This window comes from Spirosoma sordidisoli, from assembly GCF_004138325.1.
Lineage (GTDB): Bacteria > Bacteroidota > Bacteroidia > Cytophagales > Spirosomataceae > Spirosoma > Spirosoma sordidisoli.
This window is the reverse complement of the sequence record NZ_SBLB01000001.1, coordinates 635,183-656,049: the sequence shown is the minus strand read 5'-3', so window position 1 is coordinate 656,049 and position 20,867 is coordinate 635,183. Positions and strand designations below refer to the sequence as shown.

Genomic DNA, 20,867 nt, shown 5'->3' with positions numbered 1-20,867 from the left:
GTCTAAAAAGACAGAATCGGCAGTCGGCTGACCAGGCCAGCTTACAAATCGACTAGTAAGTTAAGTGGCTAACTTGATTAATGCCAGCCCTGGCCCAATAAATGAGCGCCTGCATGGGTTTTACGGAGCAAAGGGCCGATAACGTAGCCTCTTTGTAACCATAGTTGGATGAGCGGTCCAGTAGGCCTGCTGGCTTACTTCGTCGCAATATAGAAAAAATCCAGGCTACCGGCCGGATCGGAACTGGTCAGGTAGTCGGTGTAATCGATCTCGGCAGCCAGCCCATCGGCCTGTAACAGTCGGTTTCGGTTCAGCCGGTTCATGATGTCATAAGGAACCTGAAGAAGCCGCCGGGGCAGCCGATACTGCAGGTTGAAAATATCGAATCGGGTCAGCTTCTGCACCGAGGCTTTGTTCTGCTCGTAATAGGTCATGACTTTTTCGTTGCCATGAATGCCCTGCGTATCGACCGTCTTGAAGTAGCGGTTGATGAGCGCTTTTAGCTCACCGGCCGTGTACTCCCGAACGTGCCAGGGATTGCGGGTGAGCGAAAACGTTTTGTTGACGGTGGTCAGCAGCAGTTTCCCGCCGGGCTTCAGTACCCGATGGGCTTCCCTGATGAACAGATCGTCATTTTCAATATGCTCGATAACCTGAAACGTTACAATGAAATCGAAGGTATTGTCGGGCAGTGGCTTCCCGTCGGCACCACTCAGCGGAGGAATATTGGCGGCAATGAAGGTAGAGGCCGGATACGCAGCGCTCAGTGCCGTAATGAGTTCGGTGTTTTTGTCGATGCCTGTATACTGGGAGGCTGCTTTGGTGAGCAGCTCCAGCCCCCGACCCCAGCCGCAGCCGATTTCGAGTACATGGCCCGTAACCATCGTGGCGGCTTTAGTATATGGATACAGTAACCGCTGGTGAACAGGGTTATCGGACGCAATCTCGGCGGAGGTAATCTCAGTGGTCTTATACATGCGTTTGCAATTCGGACAGTAAAATTACTCTTTTGTAGAAGTAAAGAAAAATGAACCGGCTTCATAACCCGAACGCCCCCCATTTTTCGTTATAGGCAGACAAGTGATCTGATCGATACTAATCGCCTGCGAATCTCTGATTATGCGAACGCTGTTTATACTATTCTTTATTGCCCTGGTATCGGCCTGCTCGAGCAGCAAGCCGTCGCAGAAAGACCGGGCTACGGCCGAGTACGAAGCCCGAACGGCCGCGTCCCGAAATGCGCCCGCAACGGGTAATCGACCCGCCAGCCCTCCCTTATCCGCCAACCCCGGCAGTAACGAGCGTCGTCCCGACAACCGACCGTCGGCGGCAGCGCCTGTCCGGATTGCCGATGGACCGGTTAATGCCACCGATGCCATGGCTACCAACAAACCCACTACGGAGTGGGCTGTGACATCAATCAAAGGAAAGTTTCTGGCGATCGACTCCTCTACCGTCCGGGTTTTCATGGACATCACGGCCCGGACCCCACAGGGCGAAGTCGTTACCAATCCCGCTGATTTTGCCAGTCATTTCATCATTGCGTATGTGCTCTACCCGGATTACAACAACCGCGAACGGCTGGGGTACGGCAATGTACCCCTAACGGCACAAAACGTCAGCTACGATGGTCATTACCTGACGATCAGTTTTGATGTTAATCGGCCCAAAGAAGCGGCCAGTGCCATTCTGCTGACCGAGTTTACCGAAATCAACTCAGGCACCAAGGCGCGCAACGACCTGGCTGTGCGTTTCAGAGGCCTTCGGCTGAGTGATCGGTTCACCCTGTACGGGAAAAATGGCCGGAAGCCGGAGCTTCGTAACTATGTCAACGCGGGCGATACCGTGGTTATCCGCGATGTGAACGGTACGAGCAAACCGCTGTTTGGCTTCCGCTATCGGCACGAGTTCGACGCGGCTTCGTCGCCCATGAATACCTCGCCCCGGCCGGCGCCCAAATCACTCAATGTCGACTCAACACTGACCATTACGACAAATCAGCCGTTTGTTCTGCCCAAAGAAGGCCTGTATTATTTTATGGAAGATACCACCGATGCCAGCGGCATTGGCCTGGTTGTGGCAGACAAACGATTTCCGAAGATGACGCGCCCCGAGAAGCTCATCAGGCCGGTACTGTACATGAGTACCAGTACCGAAATTGGTGAGTTGAACCAGGCCCAGGATACCAAAAAAGCCTTTGACCGGTACTGGCTCAGCCTCATGTCGGGTAATGAGGAAGTAGCCCGCCGAACGCTGAAAGCCTATTTTGATCGGGTTGAAGAAGCCAACCGTCTCTTTACCAGTTATAAAGAAGGCTGGAAAACCGACAAAGGCATGATTTATATCGTGCTGGGAGCGCCTGATCGCGTACAGCGGAACCGCGAGCGCGAAGTGTGGGTTTATAACCGTCGGGCCAACGTTCCGGAAACCAACTTTACGTTCACCAAAAAACCGAACCAATTCGTAGAAGACCATTACGAGCTGGTTCGCTACATCGAGTATCAGCCAATCTGGTACCCTATCGTAGAAGCCTGGCGAACAGGAACGATTCGGGAGTAAGCGCCCGGTCCGGTTTTATATTTACTATCAATGCCCCAGCAGTCTAATCGTAATTTTCGCTCCCGTCCACAGTTTCGTCCCCAGCCGGACGAGATGGTATTTGGTATCCAGTCCGTTCTCGAAACGCTTCGGTCCGATCAGCAGATCGACAAGCTGTACATGGAAAAGGGGCTCAGTCATCCCGACATCCAGAATCTGGCCTTCCAGAACCGGGTCACCATCCAGCGCGTACCCGTCGAAAAACTCGACCGCCTAACGCGCAAAAACCACCAGGGGGTTGTTTGCCTGGTGGCGCAGGTGCAGTACGTCAAACTCTCCAACGTCATTGCCGATGTGTTCGAACGGGGCGAAACGCCGTTTTTTCTGCTGCTCGACCGCATCACCGACGTCCGTAATTTCGGAGCTATTGCCCGTACGGCCGAGTGTACCGGAGTGCAGTGCATCGTTATTCCGGGGCGGGGGGCTGCGGCTATCAACTCCGACGCGATGAAAACGTCGTCGGGGGCGCTCAACCATATATCGGTTTGCCGGGAGCCTGACCTGACCGAAACGGTCAAGTACCTGCAGGAGTCAGGGATTACGGTAGTGGCCTGTACCGAAAAATCGAACCGGGATCTGTACGAACGCAGCACCGATCTGACTGGCCCGATTGCTGTCATCATGGGGTCTGAAGAAGACGGTATTTCTCCCGAACTGCTACGAATGACCGATACGCACGTGAAAATTCCGCTGCTGGGTTCAGTAGGGTCGCTCAACGTATCTGTAGCTACCGGCGTCGTTCTGTATGAAGCGGTACGGCAGCGAACCATGCAGCAACAGGCTGAGTAGTAAGCCCCTGTTACGTTTGTAAAAACGCACGCAGCGTCTGGATGGCGGTTGTGATCGGAACGGGTTGCCAGTGAGCCGCCCACCGGCCTGCCGCCATTTTTTCGTCTACTTTTTCCCACAGCTGCCCGAAGTAAGGCGCGATCGCAAACTCCGTCGCCAGCCAGGTGGGGTCGATCAGCAACCCCTGGGCAATACTGACCAGACAATCGGGCTGGCTGTTCTGCGCCCGGCGGAGCCAGCAACGACGAAGCCGGTGCCGGTGTCGGATGCGGGTAATGACGGCTTCAGCTGGTTCGGCCAGTTGCCGCTGCCCCGAGAGCCCCATGGTTGCCCAGTAGCGCAACTGCTCGGAAAAGCCGATCTCTACCTGGCCCTGGGTGCGGGTCGACGTAAATACCCGCACGTTGGGGCTTTTCCGGACTTTGGCATCGGTCCGGAGCATAGCCCGATAAAAGGCTTCATCTTCCAGAAACGGCTTTTCCGGCAACCCACCCGCCTGGCGATACATGCGGCAGGTAACGGCAATACTGGCGCCAAAATGTTGAAAATGCCGGGGCCAGGGATCGTGGGGGTGAGGGTCGAGCCGGGCTTCGACCTGCGCCACGAGGGTCCTGTACATAACGTCGCGGAGGTGAAAAAGTCGTACGGCACTCCCGTCGGGTCGGGTTAGTATCCGTCCTCCCACGGCGTCGCTCCCGTTTTCAATCTCACACAGCGTATAATAGATCCATTGACTATCAACGACCGTATCGCCATCGGTAGAGGCAATGATGCCGTTGGAATTCCCGACCGTGGTCAACCGCCGGCAGGCCGCATCCATCAGTAACCGCCGTACAGTGCCGATATTAGCCCGGGCGGGAGGCAGGGTAATCTGTTCAATCAACAGGGGAAAGTCGGGATGCTGCTGCTGATACCGCCGGGCCACGTCGTACGAACAGTCGGTACAGTTGTTGGCCAGCAACAGAACTTCAAAAATAATGGGGTTGATAGCCTGCCCGCTCGCGTTCTGCTGGTTCCGCAGCGCATCGAGGGTATCGGTCAGGTGATGGGCTTCGTTCCGGACAGGGACAACCACGCTGATTTTCAGGGACGAAGAAGGTGGCGAGTCAAAAAGAGGTCGGTCGGTCGGGGTATCGGGCAGAACACCGGTACTAGCTGGCTTCATCATAAGCTACCCTAAACGTTGAGTCGTCTTGAACTGTAGGGTAGGTTGACAACGGCTTGTAAAACCGGATTGTTAGGCTATACGTCGAACCCCGCCGGAATTCGTGCAAACGGGACAAATTCAGGCAGTCCGCTGCTGGCTGGACCGTCGTTGAAGCGCCCGGTAGATCCGGGTACAGAGTACCGCAGCCAGCACGCCGATGCCCGCGCCGGCCAGTATATCGAGCGGATAGTGAGCGCCTACGTAAATACGGCTGTACGCCACAAAGGCTGCCCACAAATACACCCATTTGACCTGCGGATATTCCCGACCTACCAGCAACCAGAGTCCTGTTGCCAGGGTAAAAGTGTTAGCTGCATGCGATGAGGCAAACCCATACAGCCCACCGCATTCCAGCACCGGGTGGATCAGGGGCTGGAGCGCCGGCTCGTGGCAGGGGCGTAGGCGCAGGGTAAGGGGTTTGAGCAGGGCCGATGCGGTCTGATCACTCAAAACCACCGCGGCAACGAGCGTCAGAATATAATACAGCGCCTGTTTCCGGTAGCGAACCGCCAGCCAGCCAATCAGCAAGGCATAGAAAGGGAACCAGCTGTTACGCTCCGTGGCGAAAACCATAATGGGGTCGAGCCAGGGAGCGTGCTGGCCGTTGAGCCAGAGAAAAAGGTCGGTATCGAGTCGGTTCAGAGCGTCGCGCATGGGGCGCAAAGGTAAAGGCGGTACGTAAATCCCTCCCGGAAATAGATTATAACACCAGAAACTGGCTCAGGTAATTACGGGCGGTGAGTATGGCATTCTGTACGTCTTCCGGGCTGCCTTCGTAAGCTTTGTCCTCTACTTCGATGCAGACGGGCCCCCGGTAGCGAACATCGGTAAGGGCCGCGAAGAAATCGCGCCAGCGAACGTCGCCGAGGCCGGGCAGCTTGGGCGAGTGGTATTCCAGCGGGTTGGCCATGATCCCGACGCGGTTCAGTTTGTCGCGGTAGACCTTCACGTCTTTGAGGTGAATATGGTGCAGCCGGTCGCGGTAGTCGTAGATGGGCCGTACCTCGTCCATCATTTGCCAGACCAGATGGCTCGGGTCATAGTTGAGCCCCAGTACCCGTGATGGAATAATCTCGAATAGCCGGTCCCAGATGGCGGGAGTCGTGGCCAGGTTTTTACCGCCCGGCCATTCGTCGTCGGTAAACCACATAGGGCAGTTTTCGATACCGATCCGGACGTTATTTTCTTCGGCTTCCTTCACGATGGCGGGCCAGTGCTGGGCAACCAGTTTGAGATTCTCCGCTACGCTCAACGATGGGTTTCGACCAATAAAGGTGTTTACCACCGGGATACCCAGCCGCGCTGCCGCCCGAATAATTTTCCGGATGTGTTCGCGGTAAAATTCAGCCTTTTCCGGGTCCGGGTCGAGGGGGTTGGGGTAATAGCCAAGGCCCGAGATCGAGATACCGTACTGACGGGTCAGTGCGTGCACCTGCTCAACGTTCAGCTTGTCGACGTTCAGGTGCGTGACGCCTGCGTACCGGCGGGCGTCGGCGTTGTCGGCGGGCCAGCACATCAGTTCAACGCATCGGAATGAGTGCTCCGAAGCAAATTTCAGCACGCCGTTGAGGTCATAATCGGCCAGGATTGCCGATACAAAGCCGAGGTGTAACATAAGGGGGGAGTAGGAAATAGATACCGTTCAAAACTATCAATAGCCATTGAGTTCAGCAACCCTGGCCGGTGCCGTTGGTTTCCCGAGACGAAAGCATTTCGGGAAACCAACGGCTGGGCTGGTCAGTTGAAGCCGAGCTTCTCGCGCACGCGGGCAATGGTCTGACTGGCTACGGCGCGGGCTTTTTCTTCGCCGGTGCGCAGTTCCCGCTCCAGCTCATCGTTGTTGGTCATGTAGAACGTAAACCGCTCGCGCTCGGTGGCGTATTTCTGAACGATCAGCTCGTAAAACGCTTTCTTGGCCGACCCGTAGCCGAATCCGCCGGCTTCGTAGAGCCCGCGCATCTCCCGAATCTGTTCGTCAGAAGCCAGCAGGCTGTAGAGCTGAAACGTAATGTCGGTATCCGGGTTCTTGGGGTCTTCGAGGGCCGTTGAGTCTGATTTGATTTTCTTGATCACCTTATACAGCTCGTTTTCGGGCAGGAAGATGTCGATGTAGTTGTTATACGACTTACTCATCTTCTTGCCGTCGATGCCGGGAATGACCATGAGCCGTTCGTCGATCCGGGCTTCGGGCAGAACCAGAATGTCAGCGCCTACCGACCGGTTTAGGGCGCCGGCTATATCGCGGGTCATTTCAATGTGTTGCCGCTGATCTTTACCCACCGGAATCACTTCGGCATCGTACAGCAGAATATCAGCCGCCTGCAGAACCGGGTAGGTGAACAAACCGGCGTTGATGGCGCTGGCGGCATTGCTACCGGCTTCGGCGGTCAGCTTCTCCGATTTATCCTTGAACGAAGTCGCGTTCTCCAGCATCGGCACCGGGGTAAAGCAGTTCAGGTACCAGGCCAGCTCGGTATGCTCCGGCACCCGCGACTGCCGCCAGAAGGTAGTGCGGCTGGTGTCGAGGCCAAAGGCCAGCCAGGTAGAGGCTATCGCGCGGACGTAGTCGCGCCGGGTGTTGCCATCGCGCAGGCTGGTGAGCGAATGCAGATCGGCAATGAACAGAAACGAATCGTTGCCGGGGAGCAGCGACAGATCAATAGCGGGTTTGATAGCCCCCAGAATGTTGCCCAGATGCGGTCGACCGCTCGACTGGATACCGGTTAAAATACGTGCCATTTTTATTCCTTCCCTTGTGCTTCTACGACCGCAATAGCGACCATGTTAACAATTTCACGTTCTGAAGAGCCCAGCTGAAGTACGTAAACGGGTTTACGTATACCCAGCAGAATGGGGCCGATGGTGTCGAAACCGGCCGTTTCGCTCATCAGGTTATAGGCAATGTTGGCTGCCGACAGATTCGGGAAAATCAGCGTATTGGCGCCTTCACCAACCAGCTTGCTAAACGGGTGGTTCTGTTCCAGCAGTTCGGTGTTGAAAGCCAGGTGGGCCTGTATTTCGCCGTCTACGATCATATCGGGATGCCGCTGTTGCAGAATCTCAACCGCCCGGTTCATCTTCTCGGCATCTTCGCCTTTGGCGCTGCCGAAGTTCGAGTACGTAACCAGGCCTATGCGCGGTTTGATGTTGAACCGCTCGACGGTGCGGGCGGTCAGTTCGGTAATTTCAACGATTTCGTCGGCCGTCGGGTTGAAGTTTACGGTCGTGTCGGAGAAGAACAGCGGGCCGCGTTTGGTGAGCAGGATGTACATACCCGCTACTTTTTTGACGCCCGGTTCTTTGCCAATGACCTGTAGCGCCGGCCGGATCGTGTCGGGATACGAACGCGTCAGCCCCGAAATCAGCGCATCGGCCTCGCCTGTCTCTACCATCATCGCTCCGAAGTAATTGCGATAATACATCAGCTTGCGGGCCTCGGTTGCGTTGACGCCCTTGCGTTTGCGCTTGTCGAAGTAGATGTCGGCAAACCGCTGAATCAGCCCGGCCTGTTCGGGCGAACGCGGATCGATGATCGGTATCTGCCCCAGGTCGAGGTTATTATCGAAGATGATTTTCTGAATTTTGGCTGCTTCACCCAGCAGAATCGGGTAGGCAATCCCATCATCGCGTACCTGCTGCGCGGCTTTCAGCACTTTCAGGTTTTCGGCATCGGCAAACACAACCCGTTTGGGGTTGGTCTTGGCCGTGGTCAGGATAACCCGCGAAATCTGGTTGTCATGCCCCAGTCGCCGGGCCAGCTGGGCTTCGTAGGCGTCCCAGTCGGTAATGGGAGAGCGGGCCATCCCTGACTCGATGGCGGCCCGGGCAACGGCCGGTGCGACAGTAGCCAGCAGCCGTGGGTCAACGGGTTTGGGTAAAATATAGGTACGGCCAAAGACCATGTTATCCTGCCCGTAGGCCAGGTTAACAATGTCCGGAACGGGTTTTTTGGCCAGGTCGGCCAGGGCATAGGTTGCCGCCAGCTTCATGGCTTCGTTGATTTCCGTGGCCCGTACGTCGAGAGCACCCCGGAAGATATACGGGAAGCCCAGCACGTTGTTGACCTGGTTGGGGTAATCGGACCGGCCGGTTGCCATGATGATGTCGGGCCGGGCGGCCATGGCATCGTCGTAGCTGATCTCGGGCGTCGGGTTAGCCATGGCAAACACAATCGCGTCGGCCGCCATGGTGCGGATCATGTCCTGGCTGACGATGTTGCCTTTCGAGAGACCAACAAACACATCGGCTCCGACAAAGGCTTCGGCCACCGATTTTATGTCACGGCTGGTCGCGAAAGGCCGGGTAATGTCGTTGAGGTCCGTACGATCCGTGCGCAGCGGGCCGTTCACATCGAACATCACGATGTGCTCGGTTTTGGCACCAAGGGCCACATACTGCCGGGCGCAGGAAATAGCCGCAGCACCGGCGCCGAGTATGACAAACTGCGCCGTTTCGATTTTTTTATTGACCAGCTCGAGGGCATTGAGCAGGGCTGCTCCACTCACGATGGCTGTACCGTGCTGGTCATCGTGCATGACCGGAATATTCAGCTGCTGCCGCAGCCGTTCTTCGATTTCGAAACACTCGGGGGCCTTGATGTCTTCGAGGTTTACACCGCCAAAGGTGGGCTCCAGAATCTTGACGGTCCGGATAAACTCCTCGGGGTCGCGGGTGTCGAGCTCGATATCGAATACGTCGATGTCAGCGTAGATCTTGAACAGGAGGCCTTTGCCTTCCATAACCGGCTTACTGGCTACGGCTCCGATATCGCCCAGGCCCAGAACGGCCGTACCATTGCTGATAACGGCAACCAGGTTGCCCTTGGCCGTGTATTTATAGGCATCGTCGGCATTGGCTTCGATGGCCAGACAGGGCTCCGCTACGCCGGGCGAGTAGGCCAGGGAGAGGTCACGCTGGGTATTATATTCTTTGGTAGGAATGACTTCAAGCTTACCCGGACGCCCTTTGGCGTGGTAATCGAGGGCATCTTCACGCCGGATTTTCTGCTGCATAACGGTTTGTTGCTGATGGATGCTGTTCTACGGTTCGGGAGCGCGAAGGTACGGAAAGGGGGCGAAATTCAGCGGTTGTTTTGGTGGTAGCGCGCAATCTGCGAACTTCGCGGCCGAACGCTTATCTGCTCAACCATTGCATGATCCGAATCTTCCAGCAGGACGAAACAGCCGTCCGTAAAATCCGCGATATCGATTCATTCTCTGATACAGAGCGAACACTCTGGGTCGATCTTCAGAACCCGACAGCGGCCGAAATCAAAAGCGTGGAAGAAAAATTCGACGTCGATTTTCTGAGCCAGCAGGAGCAGCTGGAGATCGAAAGCTCATCGCGCTACATCGAGGAAGACGATTACCTGATTGCCAATTCCAACTTTCTGGTGCCTGACCCCGAACATCGCTACATAACGGTACCGGTTAGTTTTATTCTTAAAGACGATACGCTGTTCACTTACCGGAACGCTGACCTGAAATCATTTGCCGATACCGTAAAACGGATCAAGTCGCGCCGGGCCCTGTTTAGCGACGGGGCTCAGATTCTGATTTCGATCTTCGAGTCACGGATCGATTACGATGCGGACCTGATCGAAATGGTGTCGGGCGAGATCAAAGCCATCAACCGGATGCTCGACCTGGATGCGAACCTGGACCGGGAAATGCTGCTCAATATCAACGACTACCAGGAGCTGACCATGAATATCCGCGAAAATGTGGTCGACAAACAGCGGGTTATTTCGTCCATGATCCGGTCAGACGGCTGGTTCAGCGACGCCGAGCAGCAGCGGCTCCGTACCCTGATCAAAGATATTGGTTCGCTGATCGATCATACGAATTTCATTTTTGAACGGCTCGAATTTCTTCAGAATACATACCTCGGTCTGATTGATCTGGAACAGAACCGGATCGTTAAAATCTTCACCGTTGTGTCGCTGGTGTTTCTGCCGCCTACGCTGCTGGCCAGCATCTGGGGGATGAACTTTGACGAGATGCCCGAAATTCACTGGAAGTACGGCTATGCGTTTGCGCTGGCGATGATGGTGCTGTCGTCGGCCCTGACGGTATGGGTTTTCCGGCGTAAGAACTGGCTGTAAGCTAAACCCGACCTGGTTTATTCGGCGGCCTGCTGTCTGTTTTTCCGAAGGCCTTCCGGCAGAGTTACCTTTCTGAATGTGCGCGTCTGAGGGGTGAACTAAACCGGACGTACCCATGGAGAATGCTCAGGAAAGCGCACAGCGCATCTACGAACAGGTAATCACTTTCGCTACGCTGTATGGCGGCCGTATTGTGCTGGCCATACTCACTCTCACTGTCGGCCTTTGGCTTATTGGCTGGATAACCCGGCTGCTGTCAACGATCATGACCAGGCGGCATGTAGACCGCGACGTTCAGCCCTTTTTGCTTTCATTAGTCAATGGAACATTGCGGGTGCTGCTCCTGCTCAGCATAGCCAGTACCCTCGGCGTGGCCACCACATCGTTTGTAGCCATTATCGGAGCGGCTGGCCTGGCAGTGGGGTTAGCGTTACAGGGCAGTCTGGCCAACTTTGCGGGTGGGGTGCTTATTCTGATATTCAAACCATTTCGGGTGGGCGACCTCATTAGTGCACAAGGCTTTACGGGACATGTTGAAGCTATTCGTATTTTCGATACGACCCTCGTTACGCTCGATAATAAAACCACTATTCTGCCGAACGGCCCCCTGTCGACTTCGGCCATCACCAACATCAGTACCAAAGGAGTTATTCGCGTTGATCAGGTCTATACCGTTGGTAGTCAGAACGATATCGACATCACCGCAGCTTCTATACGGGCGGTCGTCGATGCGTGTCCGTATGCGCTCAAAGATCGGGACCATGACGTGCTGATTGCCAGGCTCAATGCCAACTCCCGCGAGTATGACGTTCGGGTCTGGACAAAGAGCGACACCTACTGGGAAACCCATTACTACCTGCTCGAAAACATGGCGAGGCAGTTTGGGAAAGACGGTATTCAGGCTCCCAAGCCCCAACTGTATGTGACGAATGAGTAGCCAGCCGGGTCGAACTGGCTAACTTTTCTACCCTCCGGTAGCTCGGTTCGCCCGAACAACTTGCTGCCGGGCGGGTTGGATACATAGAACGTACTCAGCGAATCATGTCTACAACGATAAATCCTGCCCTTACCCAGGCCCTCGGCAGCGGGCTGGCCGGTGCCCTGGCGCTGAATGTGCTGCACGAAACGGTTCGGCAGTTTGTGCCCAACGCGCCCCGGGCCGATGTGCTGGGTATGCGCAGTATTCAGAAAGGGTATCGGAAAGCGGGGGAGCAGCCACCTACCGGCAATGCCCTCTATGGTCAGGCCATGCTGGGTGATATCATTTCGAATGGCCTGTATTACAGTCTGGCCGGTCTGAGCGACAGGCAGCCGGTAGTAGCCGGGGGTGTGCTGGGGCTCCTGGCGGGAGTGGGAGCGGTGACGCTTCCCGGGCCTATGGGGCTGGGCGAAGCGCCCACCAACCGCACGTCAGCCACGGTAGCCATGACTGTGGGTTGGTACCTGTTTGGCGGCCTGGTTACGGGTGTGGTCCTGGACCGCTGGAAAAAAAGCTGATAAACGGACCAGGCTGGTTATACAATTTCGTCGGGCCGACGATACCCGACAACTGCAAACAAGGGGTCGCCCCAGCCACGCGGGCTACGGTCCAGCAGGGTAATTGCCTCAAAAGCGCCGGCCTGCTCGTAGTAGCTGCGAACCAGTTGCTGATGGCCCACGTCGTCGAGTGCCTGCCAGATCGCCACCGCCTTTGTGGGGAACATACGGTTGGAGAAAACGGTTAGAAAGGGCGCCCCAGGTTTCAGCACCCGGCCCAGGTCGCGGTAAACGGCAACGGGATTGGTGAGGTACTGAACCGATACGGTTACCATGCCGCCATCGAAGGAAGCTGTCTCGTAGGGGAGTAGTGGCTGCTGGTTGAGGTTCTGCACAACGTAATCGGTCAGCCGGGGATTGGCGCGTAGTTCGGTTTCGTTCATGCCCAGACCCGTTACCTGTCGATACGCTACGTCGTCGGGGAGATGGCTGACCCAGCTGCTCATCAGATCCAGAATGGCTCCGTTGGCCGGCAGGTATTCGCGAAACAGCGCTGTCGTAGCCTCGATGGCCCGGTCATCGATGTGGTTGACCAGCCGGGGCTGGATGTAAAACCGGGCGTCATCGGTTTCGTCGTATCGCTGAAATGCTTGGGCTGGTATCATAAAGCAGGCGGTTAAGGCTGGTCTGTTTAACGAAGTGATTTACGTGGATGTTTTGTTGGCCCCGTGCCAGAATGTGCGCTGGAATAGCGTACTTGTGCGCAGTAATGTGTTTTACTCCTTATTATGATCCGTGCTTTATGGGCCCTGTGGCTCGGTAGTTTGCTGTCATCAGCGGGGCTGGCGCAGCGAACCGGTACGGATACGACGTACCGACAGGCCTTCCGGCCTCAGTATCATTTTTCGCCCCGCGCCAACTGGATCAACGACCCCAACGGCCTGGTCTATTTCGACGGGGAGTATCACCTGTTTTATCAGTACAATCCATACGGCAGTCGCTGGGGACATATGACCTGGGGACATGCCATCAGCCGCGACCTCGTACACTGGAAGGAGCTGCCTCCCGCTATTCCGGAGGAGGGGTCAACCATGATTTTCTCGGGCAGCTGCGTCGTCGATAAAAATAACACCAGTGGATTCGGCCAGAATGGGGTCATACCGATGGTCGCTGTGTATACGGCTCACCAGACCAACCGCCAGAGCCAGCATATTGCCTACAGCCTGGATCGGGGCCGCACCTGGACCAAGTACATCGCCAACCCCGTCATCGACCTGAACAAGAAAGATTTTCGTGATCCGAAGGTCTTCTGGCACGAGCCTACGCAGCGCTGGGTCATGGTGGTGCTGTTGCCTGCCGAGAAAAAGGCGCTGTTCTATCAGTCGCCTAACCTGAAGCAATGGACCAAATCAGGCGAATTTACCGCTGCCGACAGCCCGGCCACAATCTGGGAATGTCCTGACCTGGTAGAGGTGCCGGTAGACGGTACACTGGAGCGCAAGTGGCTATTGATGCTGTCGATGGGCGGGGGGGCGCCAGCCGGTGGGTCCGGTATGCAGTACTATCTGGGTCGGTTTGACGGAAAGTCGTTCGTCAGCGAGCTGAAACCCGGCGACGTGCGGTACGTAGACTGGGGGAAAGACTATTACGCAGCCATCACGTTTAACAATTTGCCCGTACGAGGCAACCGGGGCGCTATCAGCATTGGCTGGATGAACAACTGGCAGTACGCCAACGACCTGCCCACGGCCCCGTTTCGGGGGGCCATGACGCTGCCCCGCGAGTTGCGGCTCGTTAAACTCCAGAACAGTGGCACACCGGCACGTTACGAACTCCGGCAGCGGCCCATTCAGGAGCTCAAACCGTTACTGGGAGCCCCCTTCCGCTGGACCGGTACCGATGTGGCCCAGCTAAACGAACAGCTCCATACAGCCGGTTCGAGCCTGCCGACAGATACGTACCTGTTAACGCTCGAGCTGGAACCCAAACAGATAAGTCCGGGCGTACGGGTGCAGCTTCGAAAAAACAGCCAGGATGAAACCGAGGCAACGGCCATTGGGTACGATCCGGTCCGGCAGCAGCTGTTCCTGGATCGGAGCCGGTCTGGCCAAACTGGGTTCAGCAAAGATTTTCCGGGTCGCTTCACGGCTCCGCTCAAACCGCAGAACGGTCGGGTGACCCTGCAGGTCTGGGTTGACCGATCATCGGTCGAGATTTTCGCCAACGATGGGCAGGTTACCATGACGAATCAGATATTTCCGGGGCCGTCTGCTACAGGCATAACATTTTTTGGCGACGGTTTACGTTCAGTAATCATACAGCCTATAGAGGGAATATGGCGATGAAAAGCAGGGGTATGCGGCTTCCAGCAGGTCGCCAGACGCTGACCTTACCGCCGAAAGCGGGGACGGAACGCGATAGAAACCCTAAATTTTCTTAAATTAGCCCATTCGCCGGTTGATTCACGTAATTTTGTTTTACCAACACGAACCCCTGAATGGCTCGTAAAAAGAAGAAAGTAGGTACGTACCCCAGTGGCATGATTTTATTTAGTCTGACACTGGCTTTGTTTTTAATTGGTTTTTGCGGGCTGCTGGCCATCCAATCCAAACGATTGGTGACGTACATCCGCGAGAACTACGAGATGCGGGCGTTCTTAGACAAAGATCTCGACTCAACCAAAGTTGCTGCGCTGTTTCGGACATTGTCAGAACGGCCTTATGTGTTGAAAAACAACGGGTCGGCGCAGGTAACGCTGGTTACCAAAGAAGTAGCGGCTAAAGAGTTTATTGCGGAGACGAAAGAAGATTTTTCGAAGTTTCTGGGTGAAAATCCACTGCGCGACAGCTACCGGATAAAGCTCAACGAAGAGTACTTTGATGAGGCTAAACTACAGGGGGTAAAAACTGATCTGGAGCAGATCGACGGCGTATTCGAGGTTGTTTACCAGGAAAACCTGGTCGACAGTATCAACCGCAACATTACCCGGATTTACCTGATCATGTCGGCCTTTGCGCTGGTGCTGCTCGTGATTATCGTGGTGCTGATGAACAATACGATTCGGCTGGCGTTGCATTCTCAGCGGATGCTGATCCGGAGTATGCAGCTGGTCGGAGCAACCAACGGGTTCATTACCCGCCCGTTTTTAGGCCGCGGTATCTGGCAGGGTTTTCTGGCAGGGGTCATTGCGGTGGTCCTGCTGCTGATTACGTTGCAGCTCGCCATCCGCAACCTACCCGAGCTGGGTGCTTTTCAGGATTATGAAAAGATGGCCATGCTGCTGGCGGGGCTGGTTGGCCTGGGTGTAGTGATTGGCTTTTTGAGTACGTTTCAGGCGGTACATCGGTACCTTGGCCTGACCCTGGATGAGTTGTATTGAGAAGAAAACACGATTATGGCAAAAGATAAGCAACTGGGTTCAACCACGCTGGTGCGTGAAGAGCCCGCCAAAAAAGCACCGGTTGTGGCAACGGCCGCTCCCAAGCCTTTAACCAGCCGGTTTGGCTCGTCAGAACCGGCGCCAACGGCTGCGTTGCCGTTTGGCCGGCGTAACTACATGATCATGCTGGCCGGTATTGGCGTTATTCTGCTGGGATTCTTCATCATGAGCCTCGACAAGGAAGAGTTTGGCTTCGGATTTCTGGGCCTGACCCTGGGCCCCCTGGTCGTCTTCAGTGGCTTTGTGCTCGAGTTCTTTGCTATTCTGGCCCGGCCCCGGAGTTAACCGGAATAGATCGGTATAAATTAGTCCGCCGTAGCGGTTATGCGTGGGTAAAGTTGTAAAGTTGGGTTCACCTCACCCATCTTTGCAGTGTTACAACCGTATCACTGGTACGGCGGACCGTTTTATACCCTCTTTTGATGGATCTGATTCACGCCATTGTCCTGGCCATTATCGAAGGACTTACCGAGTTCCTGCCGGTTTCTTCGACCGGCCACATGATTATCTATTCCTCGCTGGCGGGTATTGCCGGGAATGAATTCACCAAACTCTATACCGTTGATATACAGTTTGGCTGTATCCTGTCGGTGCTGGTGCTGTACCACCGTCGGTTCCTAACCGACACCCGGACGGGCGATATTCCGCTGCCCAACTGGGTGCTGCGGTTTCCTCAAAAGACCCAGCGGCTGGTCGATTTCTACGCGAAAATTCTGATTGCTTTCCTCCCCGCGGCCGTTATTGGCTTTCTGCTCAATGACTTTATCGACTCCCTGCTCGAGAACGTAGTGGTTGTGGCGATTTCGTTACTGGTAGGGGGGATCATCCTGGTCTTCATCGATGATATCATCAAGCGGCAGCCCAAAGACCGTGACGTCACGGCACCTGATGCGCTCCGAATCGGCTTTTTCCAGTGCATAGCCATGGTTCCGGGCGTATCGAGATCGGCGGCAACGATCATTGGCGGCATGTATCAGGGGCTAACCCGGACGCAGGCGGCTGAGTTTTCGTTTTTCCTGGCGGTACCTACCATGGCGGCTGCGTCGGGGTACAAACTCCTGAAAAGTTACAAGCTGCTGCAGCCCGACGATTACCAGATTCTGCTGATCGGCAACGGCATCGCGTTCGTGGTTGGATTGATTGCCATTCGCGGGTTTGTCGGGTTCCTGACGCGCTATGGCTTTAAAGTGTTTGGCTATTACCGGATTGCGCTCGGCCTGCTGCTGCTGGGCCTCTTAGCTTCCGGCGTAAAGCTCGACGTATTGTAAAATCGACTATGGTTTGTGCGGGGGCAAGCCCCTCTACAAACTCCTTTTTTCTGTCTATTTCTGTGTCACAACCAACGGGGCAATCGCCCGACCCAGGCCAACTGATTCTGATCGACAAACCACTGACGTGGACCTCGTTCGATGTGGCTAATAAACTGAAGTATGCCTGTAAGTTCAGGAAAATTGGGCATGCCGGTACGCTCGATCCGCTGGCTACCGGACTGCTGATTCTCTGCACCGGCAAAATGACCAAGCAAATCGATCAGTATCAGGCGCAGGAGAAAGAATATACCGGTACGCTGGTACTGGGAAAAACCACCCCCTCTGTCGATCTGGAAACTGAGTTCGACGCCGAATTCGATACGACGGGCATCACGCCCGACCAGATTCAGGACGCAGCCCGTCAGCTGACCGGCGATATTTTACAGGTGCCCCCCATCTACTCGGCGGTGCGGGTAGGGGGCGAGCGACTGTACGAAAAAGCCCGGCGGGGCGAAACGACGGAGATCAAGAGCCGCCAGGTTACGGTGCGGCTGTTCGAGACCAACGCCGAGCGTTTTCCGGCCGTCGACTTCCGGATTGTGTGTTCAAAAGGCACGTATATTCGTAGTCTGGTTCGTGATCTGGGGTTGCTGCTCAACAACGGTGCCTACATGAGTGCGCTGCGCCGGACCCGTATCGGTGAGTTCCGCATCGAAGAGGCCGAAACGCTCGAAGCCTTTATCGATCGGTATAAATCGTCAGCGGCCGCTAAAGCCGCTGAGCCGCAGCCCGGATCAGATACGGCTACTGACTAACAAGACGGTAAAGCGGACACCGATGGTAGGCTAGCGGTCTTCCGGACAGGGCTTTGCCAATGACAATCAATTTCGAAACGAATGCGTGTTTATCGTGGTCTTGACGACCTTCAGCCGTTGCCCAATGCCGTAGTGACGAGCGGTACGTTCGATGGCGTTCATCGCGGTCACCAGACAATTCTGCAACGGCTTACCGAAGTAGCCCGGACTAGCGATGGTCAATCGGTGCTGATTACTTACTGGCCGCATCCCCGTACGGTAGTGGCCAACGACAGTCAGGATCTTAAGTTGCTGACCACGCTGGATGAGAAAATTGCGCTGCTCGAGCAGGCTGGCGTTGATCACCTGGTGGTGATTCCGTTTACGCGATCATTTTCCCAACTAACGTCGGAAGAATATATCCGTCAGATTCTGATCGATAAAATCGGTACCAAAAAGCTGGTTATCGGGTATGATCACCGATTCGGGCGTGATCGGGAGGGGGGCTTCGACTACATACGGGCGCACCAGAGCGAATACGGGTTCGAGGTGGAAGAGATACCCCGGCAGGACGTAGAAGCGGTAGGCGTTAGCTCGTCCAAAATCCGGGCGGCTCTCAGCGAAGGAAACGTGCACACGGCGAACCTGTTCCTGGGGCGGCCCTACAGCCTGACCGGCACCATTGTAAAGGGACGTCAGCTGGGCCGGACTATCGGTTTCCCGACGGCTAACATGCAGGTCGATGATCCGGTTAAACTCATTCCGGCCAACGGCGTATACGCGGTCGATGTGCTATACGCCGGGCAGTCGGCCAATGATCAGCTGCTGGGTGGTATGCTCAACATCGGCTTTCGCCCAACCGTAGCCGGAACGAACCAGACGATCGAGACCTACATCTTCGATTTTGAAAAAGATATTTATGGCGAACACCTGACCCTGCGGTTTCGGGAGTTCCTGCGGCCCGAGCAGAAGTTCGATGGGCTGCCGGCGCTGGTCGAGCAGTTGAAGCGCGACGAAGAATCGGCGCGTACCGTACTGGCCGGTCACTAAAAAACCGCTGGTTTTGCATCATCCGGGCAGGAGCGAAACCAGCGGTTTTGTATTATCACATACTTACAGGGCTGTTACTTTGATTTTACTGTAATACAGCGCCTGATCACCCTCGAAGCCTGAGTCGCTGCCCACAAAAACCCATAACTCGCCTTTGTCATTCGTGCGGGCTGTCAGGGGCTGTTCTTTGTTTGTCCGCTGAATGAGCGTGTATTCTTCCACGTCTTTGCCATTGGCCACGTTACCGATCAGTACGGCTGCCGGGCCGGCATCGGACTGCGACCCCTTGTCAACACTGAGTTTATAGAATGTCCCGTCGAGAACTTTCTCCGGTTTTGTGGCCGAAGCGCCGGCTTTCAAAAAGACGCTGCTGCCCGGCGAGCCACCAATGCCGATGCTATTGGCCGGATACCTGGAAGCCAGTTCCACATCGAACTGTAATTTGTAGTCGGTATTGGGACGCAGGCCCGTCAGCTGCTTCCGTACAAACATGAAAATGTCGTCGCTGCGGTTGCGACCGAAGACCCGCAGGGCTTTCTGCGACTGGTCGAGTGGGGCGGGGAGCCCGGCATGCGAGAACGAAAACTCGATCAGCGACTGCTGTTCGACAGCGTAGTCGGATACGTCGCCATCCCAGCCGTTCTGGCTGGTAGCAAACGCATCGTTGATGAGAACGCCGGTTGTCGGCGCGGGATTTATGGTTGAGTTGTTATCCTGGCAGCTCATGGTCAAGCATGATACCAACGCCAGAACAGACATAGCAAATCGTTTCATGTACTAGTCGATAATGGTAAAAAATCAGGCAACACGTTCCGGAAACGTATAGGTATGACTCGATCGGGATGAACACCGTTGGAACGCCCGTTGTAATTTTTAGACCGTACCGATGTGCCGACCCGCTATGTAGCCTGTTGTCCAGGCGTTTTGGAAATTAAATCCCCCGGTAATTCCGTCGACATTCAGGACTTCGCCCGCAAAAAACAAGCCCGGCTGTGCCCTGCTTTCGAGCGTCTGAAGCGTCAGCGCGTCGAGAGAGATACCTCCGCAGGTGACAAACTCTTCCTTGAATGTGCTCTTGCCCTCTACCCCAAACTGGCTGTTGGTCATCCGCTCGGCCAGGCGGTTGAGTGGCTTGGCGGGTAGGTCGGCCCAGCGCTGTTCGGCAGCAATGTCTGACTGGCTGGCCAGCGCCTGCCAGAGCCGACCCGGTAAGCCGAACGGATTCTGAGAAATAACCTGCTTGCGGCCGTTCTGCTGCCGGAAATTTTGCAGGGCTACCCGAACTGAGTTGTCGTTCAGGTCGGGCGTCCAGTTGATCCGCAGCGTGAACCGGTAGTCCCGCTCGGCCAGCTCGCGGGCCGCCCAGGCCGACAGCCGCAGCACGGCTGGACCGCTGAAGCCCCAGTGGGTCAGCAAAACCGGCCCGCGTTGTTCCTGTCGGGTCTCTACCACATACACTTTGGCATCCGACACCGAAACACCCGCCAGCGGCAGCAGGAAACTGCCGGGCGCGTTGAACGTAAAGAGGGAAGGGACCGGCGAAATCAGGGGTTCGTCCTGCTCCGGCAGCCAGTCGTAGGAGGGGCGTTGTGGATACCCGCCCGTAGCCACCAGAACCCGATCGGCCTCCAGGCGTTCGCCGTTCAGAAGGTGTAGTGTCCAACTGCCGCCCGTCGGGTCAAGCGATTCGACACCGCAGCTTGTCCGGACCGAAATGCCCAGTTTTCGGGCCGTGTCGAGCAGGCAGTCAACGATGGTTTCGGACGTATTGGTGGTTGGAAACATCCGCCCGTCTGCTTCGGTTTTCAGGCTGACGCCCCGATTCTCGAACCAGCGCACGGTAGCGGCAGCATCGAAAATAGGCAACAGGGTACGCAGGGGTTTTTCGCCCCGTGGATAGTACCTGACCAGTTGCCGATTGTCGAAGCAGGCGTGGGTTACGTTGCAGCGGCCACCGCCCGAGATGCGTACTTTATTGAGAACGGTACGATTCTTTTCCAGAATAGTGACGGAGGCATCGGGGAAGGTTTCGGCAGCGGTGATGGCTCCGAAAAAACCGGCGGCTCCGCCACCGATAACAACAATACGCAAAGACATACTGGCAAAACAGGGGTTTATCGGTTACGGTTCACAAACGCGTGACAGTCGGTTAACTTGCGCC

Annotated in this window: 20 protein-coding genes; 11 read left to right on the top strand and 9 right to left on the bottom strand. The window is 55.8% G+C overall.

The features are described from left to right. Positions 1-194: 194 nt before the first annotated feature. Entirely contained in the window at positions 195-977 is a 783-nt protein-coding gene (locus EQG79_RS02930) for a class I SAM-dependent methyltransferase (RefSeq protein ID WP_077920197.1), read from the bottom strand. Positions 978-1,119: 142 nt separating this feature from the next. On the opposite strand from EQG79_RS02930, the gene EQG79_RS02925 reads away from it, so the two are divergent. Then, positions 1,120-2,559: a GWxTD domain-containing protein gene (locus EQG79_RS02925; protein WP_077920196.1), complete on the top strand. Its 1,440-nt coding sequence runs from the start codon at positions 1,120-1,122 to the stop codon at positions 2,557-2,559. A gap of 30 nt (positions 2,560-2,589) precedes the next feature. Beyond that, complete coding sequence (gene rlmB, locus EQG79_RS02920; protein WP_129599805.1) at positions 2,590-3,387, top strand: 23S rRNA (guanosine(2251)-2'-O)-methyltransferase RlmB; 798 nt, start codon at positions 2,590-2,592, stop codon at positions 3,385-3,387. 10 nt (positions 3,388-3,397) lie between these two features. On the opposite strand, the gene EQG79_RS02915 is transcribed toward rlmB, so the two are convergent. The 5 genes from EQG79_RS02915 to EQG79_RS02895 all read right to left on the bottom strand — a co-directional run bounded on the left by EQG79_RS02915 (position 3,398) and on the right by EQG79_RS02895 (position 9,606). Beyond that, positions 3,398-4,555: a glycosyltransferase gene (locus tag EQG79_RS02915; protein ID WP_236648651.1), complete on the bottom strand. Its 1,158-nt coding sequence runs from the start codon at positions 4,553-4,555 to the stop codon at positions 3,398-3,400. 117 nt (positions 4,556-4,672) lie between these two features. Beyond that, on the bottom strand, positions 4,673-5,248 hold the full coding sequence (locus tag EQG79_RS02910; RefSeq protein WP_077920194.1) for a phosphatase PAP2 family protein: 576 nt from the start codon (positions 5,246-5,248) through the stop codon (positions 4,673-4,675). Between the two features lie 46 nt (positions 5,249-5,294). After that, positions 5,295-6,209, bottom strand: a complete 915-nt coding sequence (locus tag EQG79_RS02905; RefSeq protein WP_077920193.1) for a sugar phosphate isomerase/epimerase family protein — start codon at positions 6,207-6,209, stop codon at positions 5,295-5,297. Between the two features lie 122 nt (positions 6,210-6,331). Then, positions 6,332-7,333 (bottom strand): tryptophan--tRNA ligase, encoded by a 1,002-nt coding sequence (gene trpS, locus EQG79_RS02900; protein WP_077920192.1) that lies wholly within the window; start codon positions 7,331-7,333, stop codon positions 6,332-6,334. Positions 7,334-7,335: 2 nt separating this feature from the next. Then, positions 7,336-9,606: an NADP-dependent malic enzyme gene (locus EQG79_RS02895; RefSeq protein ID WP_129599803.1), complete on the bottom strand. Its 2,271-nt coding sequence runs from the start codon at positions 9,604-9,606 to the stop codon at positions 7,336-7,338. A 140-nt stretch (positions 9,607-9,746) separates the two neighbouring features. Here EQG79_RS02895 and corA point away from each other — a divergent pair, with 140 nt between their 5' ends. From corA to EQG79_RS02880, 3 genes are all read left to right on the top strand, one after another. Continuing rightward, positions 9,747-10,697: a magnesium/cobalt transporter CorA gene (corA, locus tag EQG79_RS02890; RefSeq protein ID WP_077920190.1), complete on the top strand. Its 951-nt coding sequence runs from the start codon at positions 9,747-9,749 to the stop codon at positions 10,695-10,697. A gap of 115 nt (positions 10,698-10,812) precedes the next feature. Then, the gene (locus EQG79_RS02885; protein WP_129599801.1) at positions 10,813-11,634 is read left to right on the top strand and encodes a mechanosensitive ion channel family protein; all 822 of its coding nucleotides are present in this window, start codon (positions 10,813-10,815) and stop codon (positions 11,632-11,634) included. Between the two features lie 104 nt (positions 11,635-11,738). After that, on the top strand, positions 11,739-12,194 hold the full coding sequence (locus tag EQG79_RS02880) for a hypothetical protein (protein ID WP_077920188.1): 456 nt from the start codon (positions 11,739-11,741) through the stop codon (positions 12,192-12,194). 17 nt (positions 12,195-12,211) lie between these two features. Here the strand turns inward: EQG79_RS02880 and EQG79_RS02875 are convergent, their stop codons facing one another. Continuing rightward, positions 12,212-12,838, bottom strand: coding sequence for a methyltransferase domain-containing protein (locus EQG79_RS02875; protein ID WP_077920187.1), 627 nt, complete (start codon positions 12,836-12,838; stop codon positions 12,212-12,214). 123 nt (positions 12,839-12,961) lie between these two features. On the opposite strand from EQG79_RS02875, the gene EQG79_RS02870 reads away from it, so the two are divergent. The 6 genes from EQG79_RS02870 (at position 12,962) to EQG79_RS02845 (ending at position 18,706) form a co-directional block, all read left to right on the top strand. After that, positions 12,962-14,518, top strand: coding sequence for a glycoside hydrolase family 32 protein (locus EQG79_RS02870; protein ID WP_077920186.1), 1,557 nt, complete (start codon positions 12,962-12,964; stop codon positions 14,516-14,518). A gap of 152 nt (positions 14,519-14,670) precedes the next feature. After that, the gene (locus EQG79_RS02865) at positions 14,671-15,552 is read left to right on the top strand and encodes a cell division protein FtsX (protein ID WP_129599799.1); all 882 of its coding nucleotides are present in this window, start codon (positions 14,671-14,673) and stop codon (positions 15,550-15,552) included. Positions 15,553-15,567: 15 nt separating this feature from the next. After that, a complete protein-coding gene (locus EQG79_RS02860) occupies positions 15,568-15,897 on the top strand; it encodes a DUF3098 domain-containing protein (protein WP_077920184.1) in 330 nt (109 codons plus the stop codon). 137 nt (positions 15,898-16,034) lie between these two features. Next, complete coding sequence (locus tag EQG79_RS02855) at positions 16,035-16,880, top strand: undecaprenyl-diphosphate phosphatase (protein ID WP_129599796.1); 846 nt, start codon at positions 16,035-16,037, stop codon at positions 16,878-16,880. Positions 16,881-16,942: 62 nt separating this feature from the next. Then, positions 16,943-17,677, top strand: a complete 735-nt coding sequence (gene truB, locus EQG79_RS02850) for a tRNA pseudouridine(55) synthase TruB (RefSeq protein WP_129599794.1) — start codon at positions 16,943-16,945, stop codon at positions 17,675-17,677. 81 nt (positions 17,678-17,758) lie between these two features. Further along, positions 17,759-18,706, top strand: a complete 948-nt coding sequence (locus EQG79_RS02845) for a bifunctional riboflavin kinase/FAD synthetase (RefSeq protein WP_129599792.1) — start codon at positions 17,759-17,761, stop codon at positions 18,704-18,706. 63 nt (positions 18,707-18,769) lie between these two features. On the opposite strand, the gene EQG79_RS02840 is transcribed toward EQG79_RS02845, so the two are convergent. Both EQG79_RS02840 and EQG79_RS02835 read right to left on the bottom strand, forming a co-directional pair. Then, entirely contained in the window at positions 18,770-19,432 is a 663-nt protein-coding gene (locus EQG79_RS02840) for a hypothetical protein (RefSeq protein ID WP_240699256.1), read from the bottom strand. A 147-nt stretch (positions 19,433-19,579) separates the two neighbouring features. Further along, entirely contained in the window at positions 19,580-20,803 is a 1,224-nt protein-coding gene (locus EQG79_RS02835) for a BaiN/RdsA family NAD(P)/FAD-dependent oxidoreductase (RefSeq protein ID WP_129599790.1), read from the bottom strand. Positions 20,804-20,867: the final 64 nt, after the last annotated feature.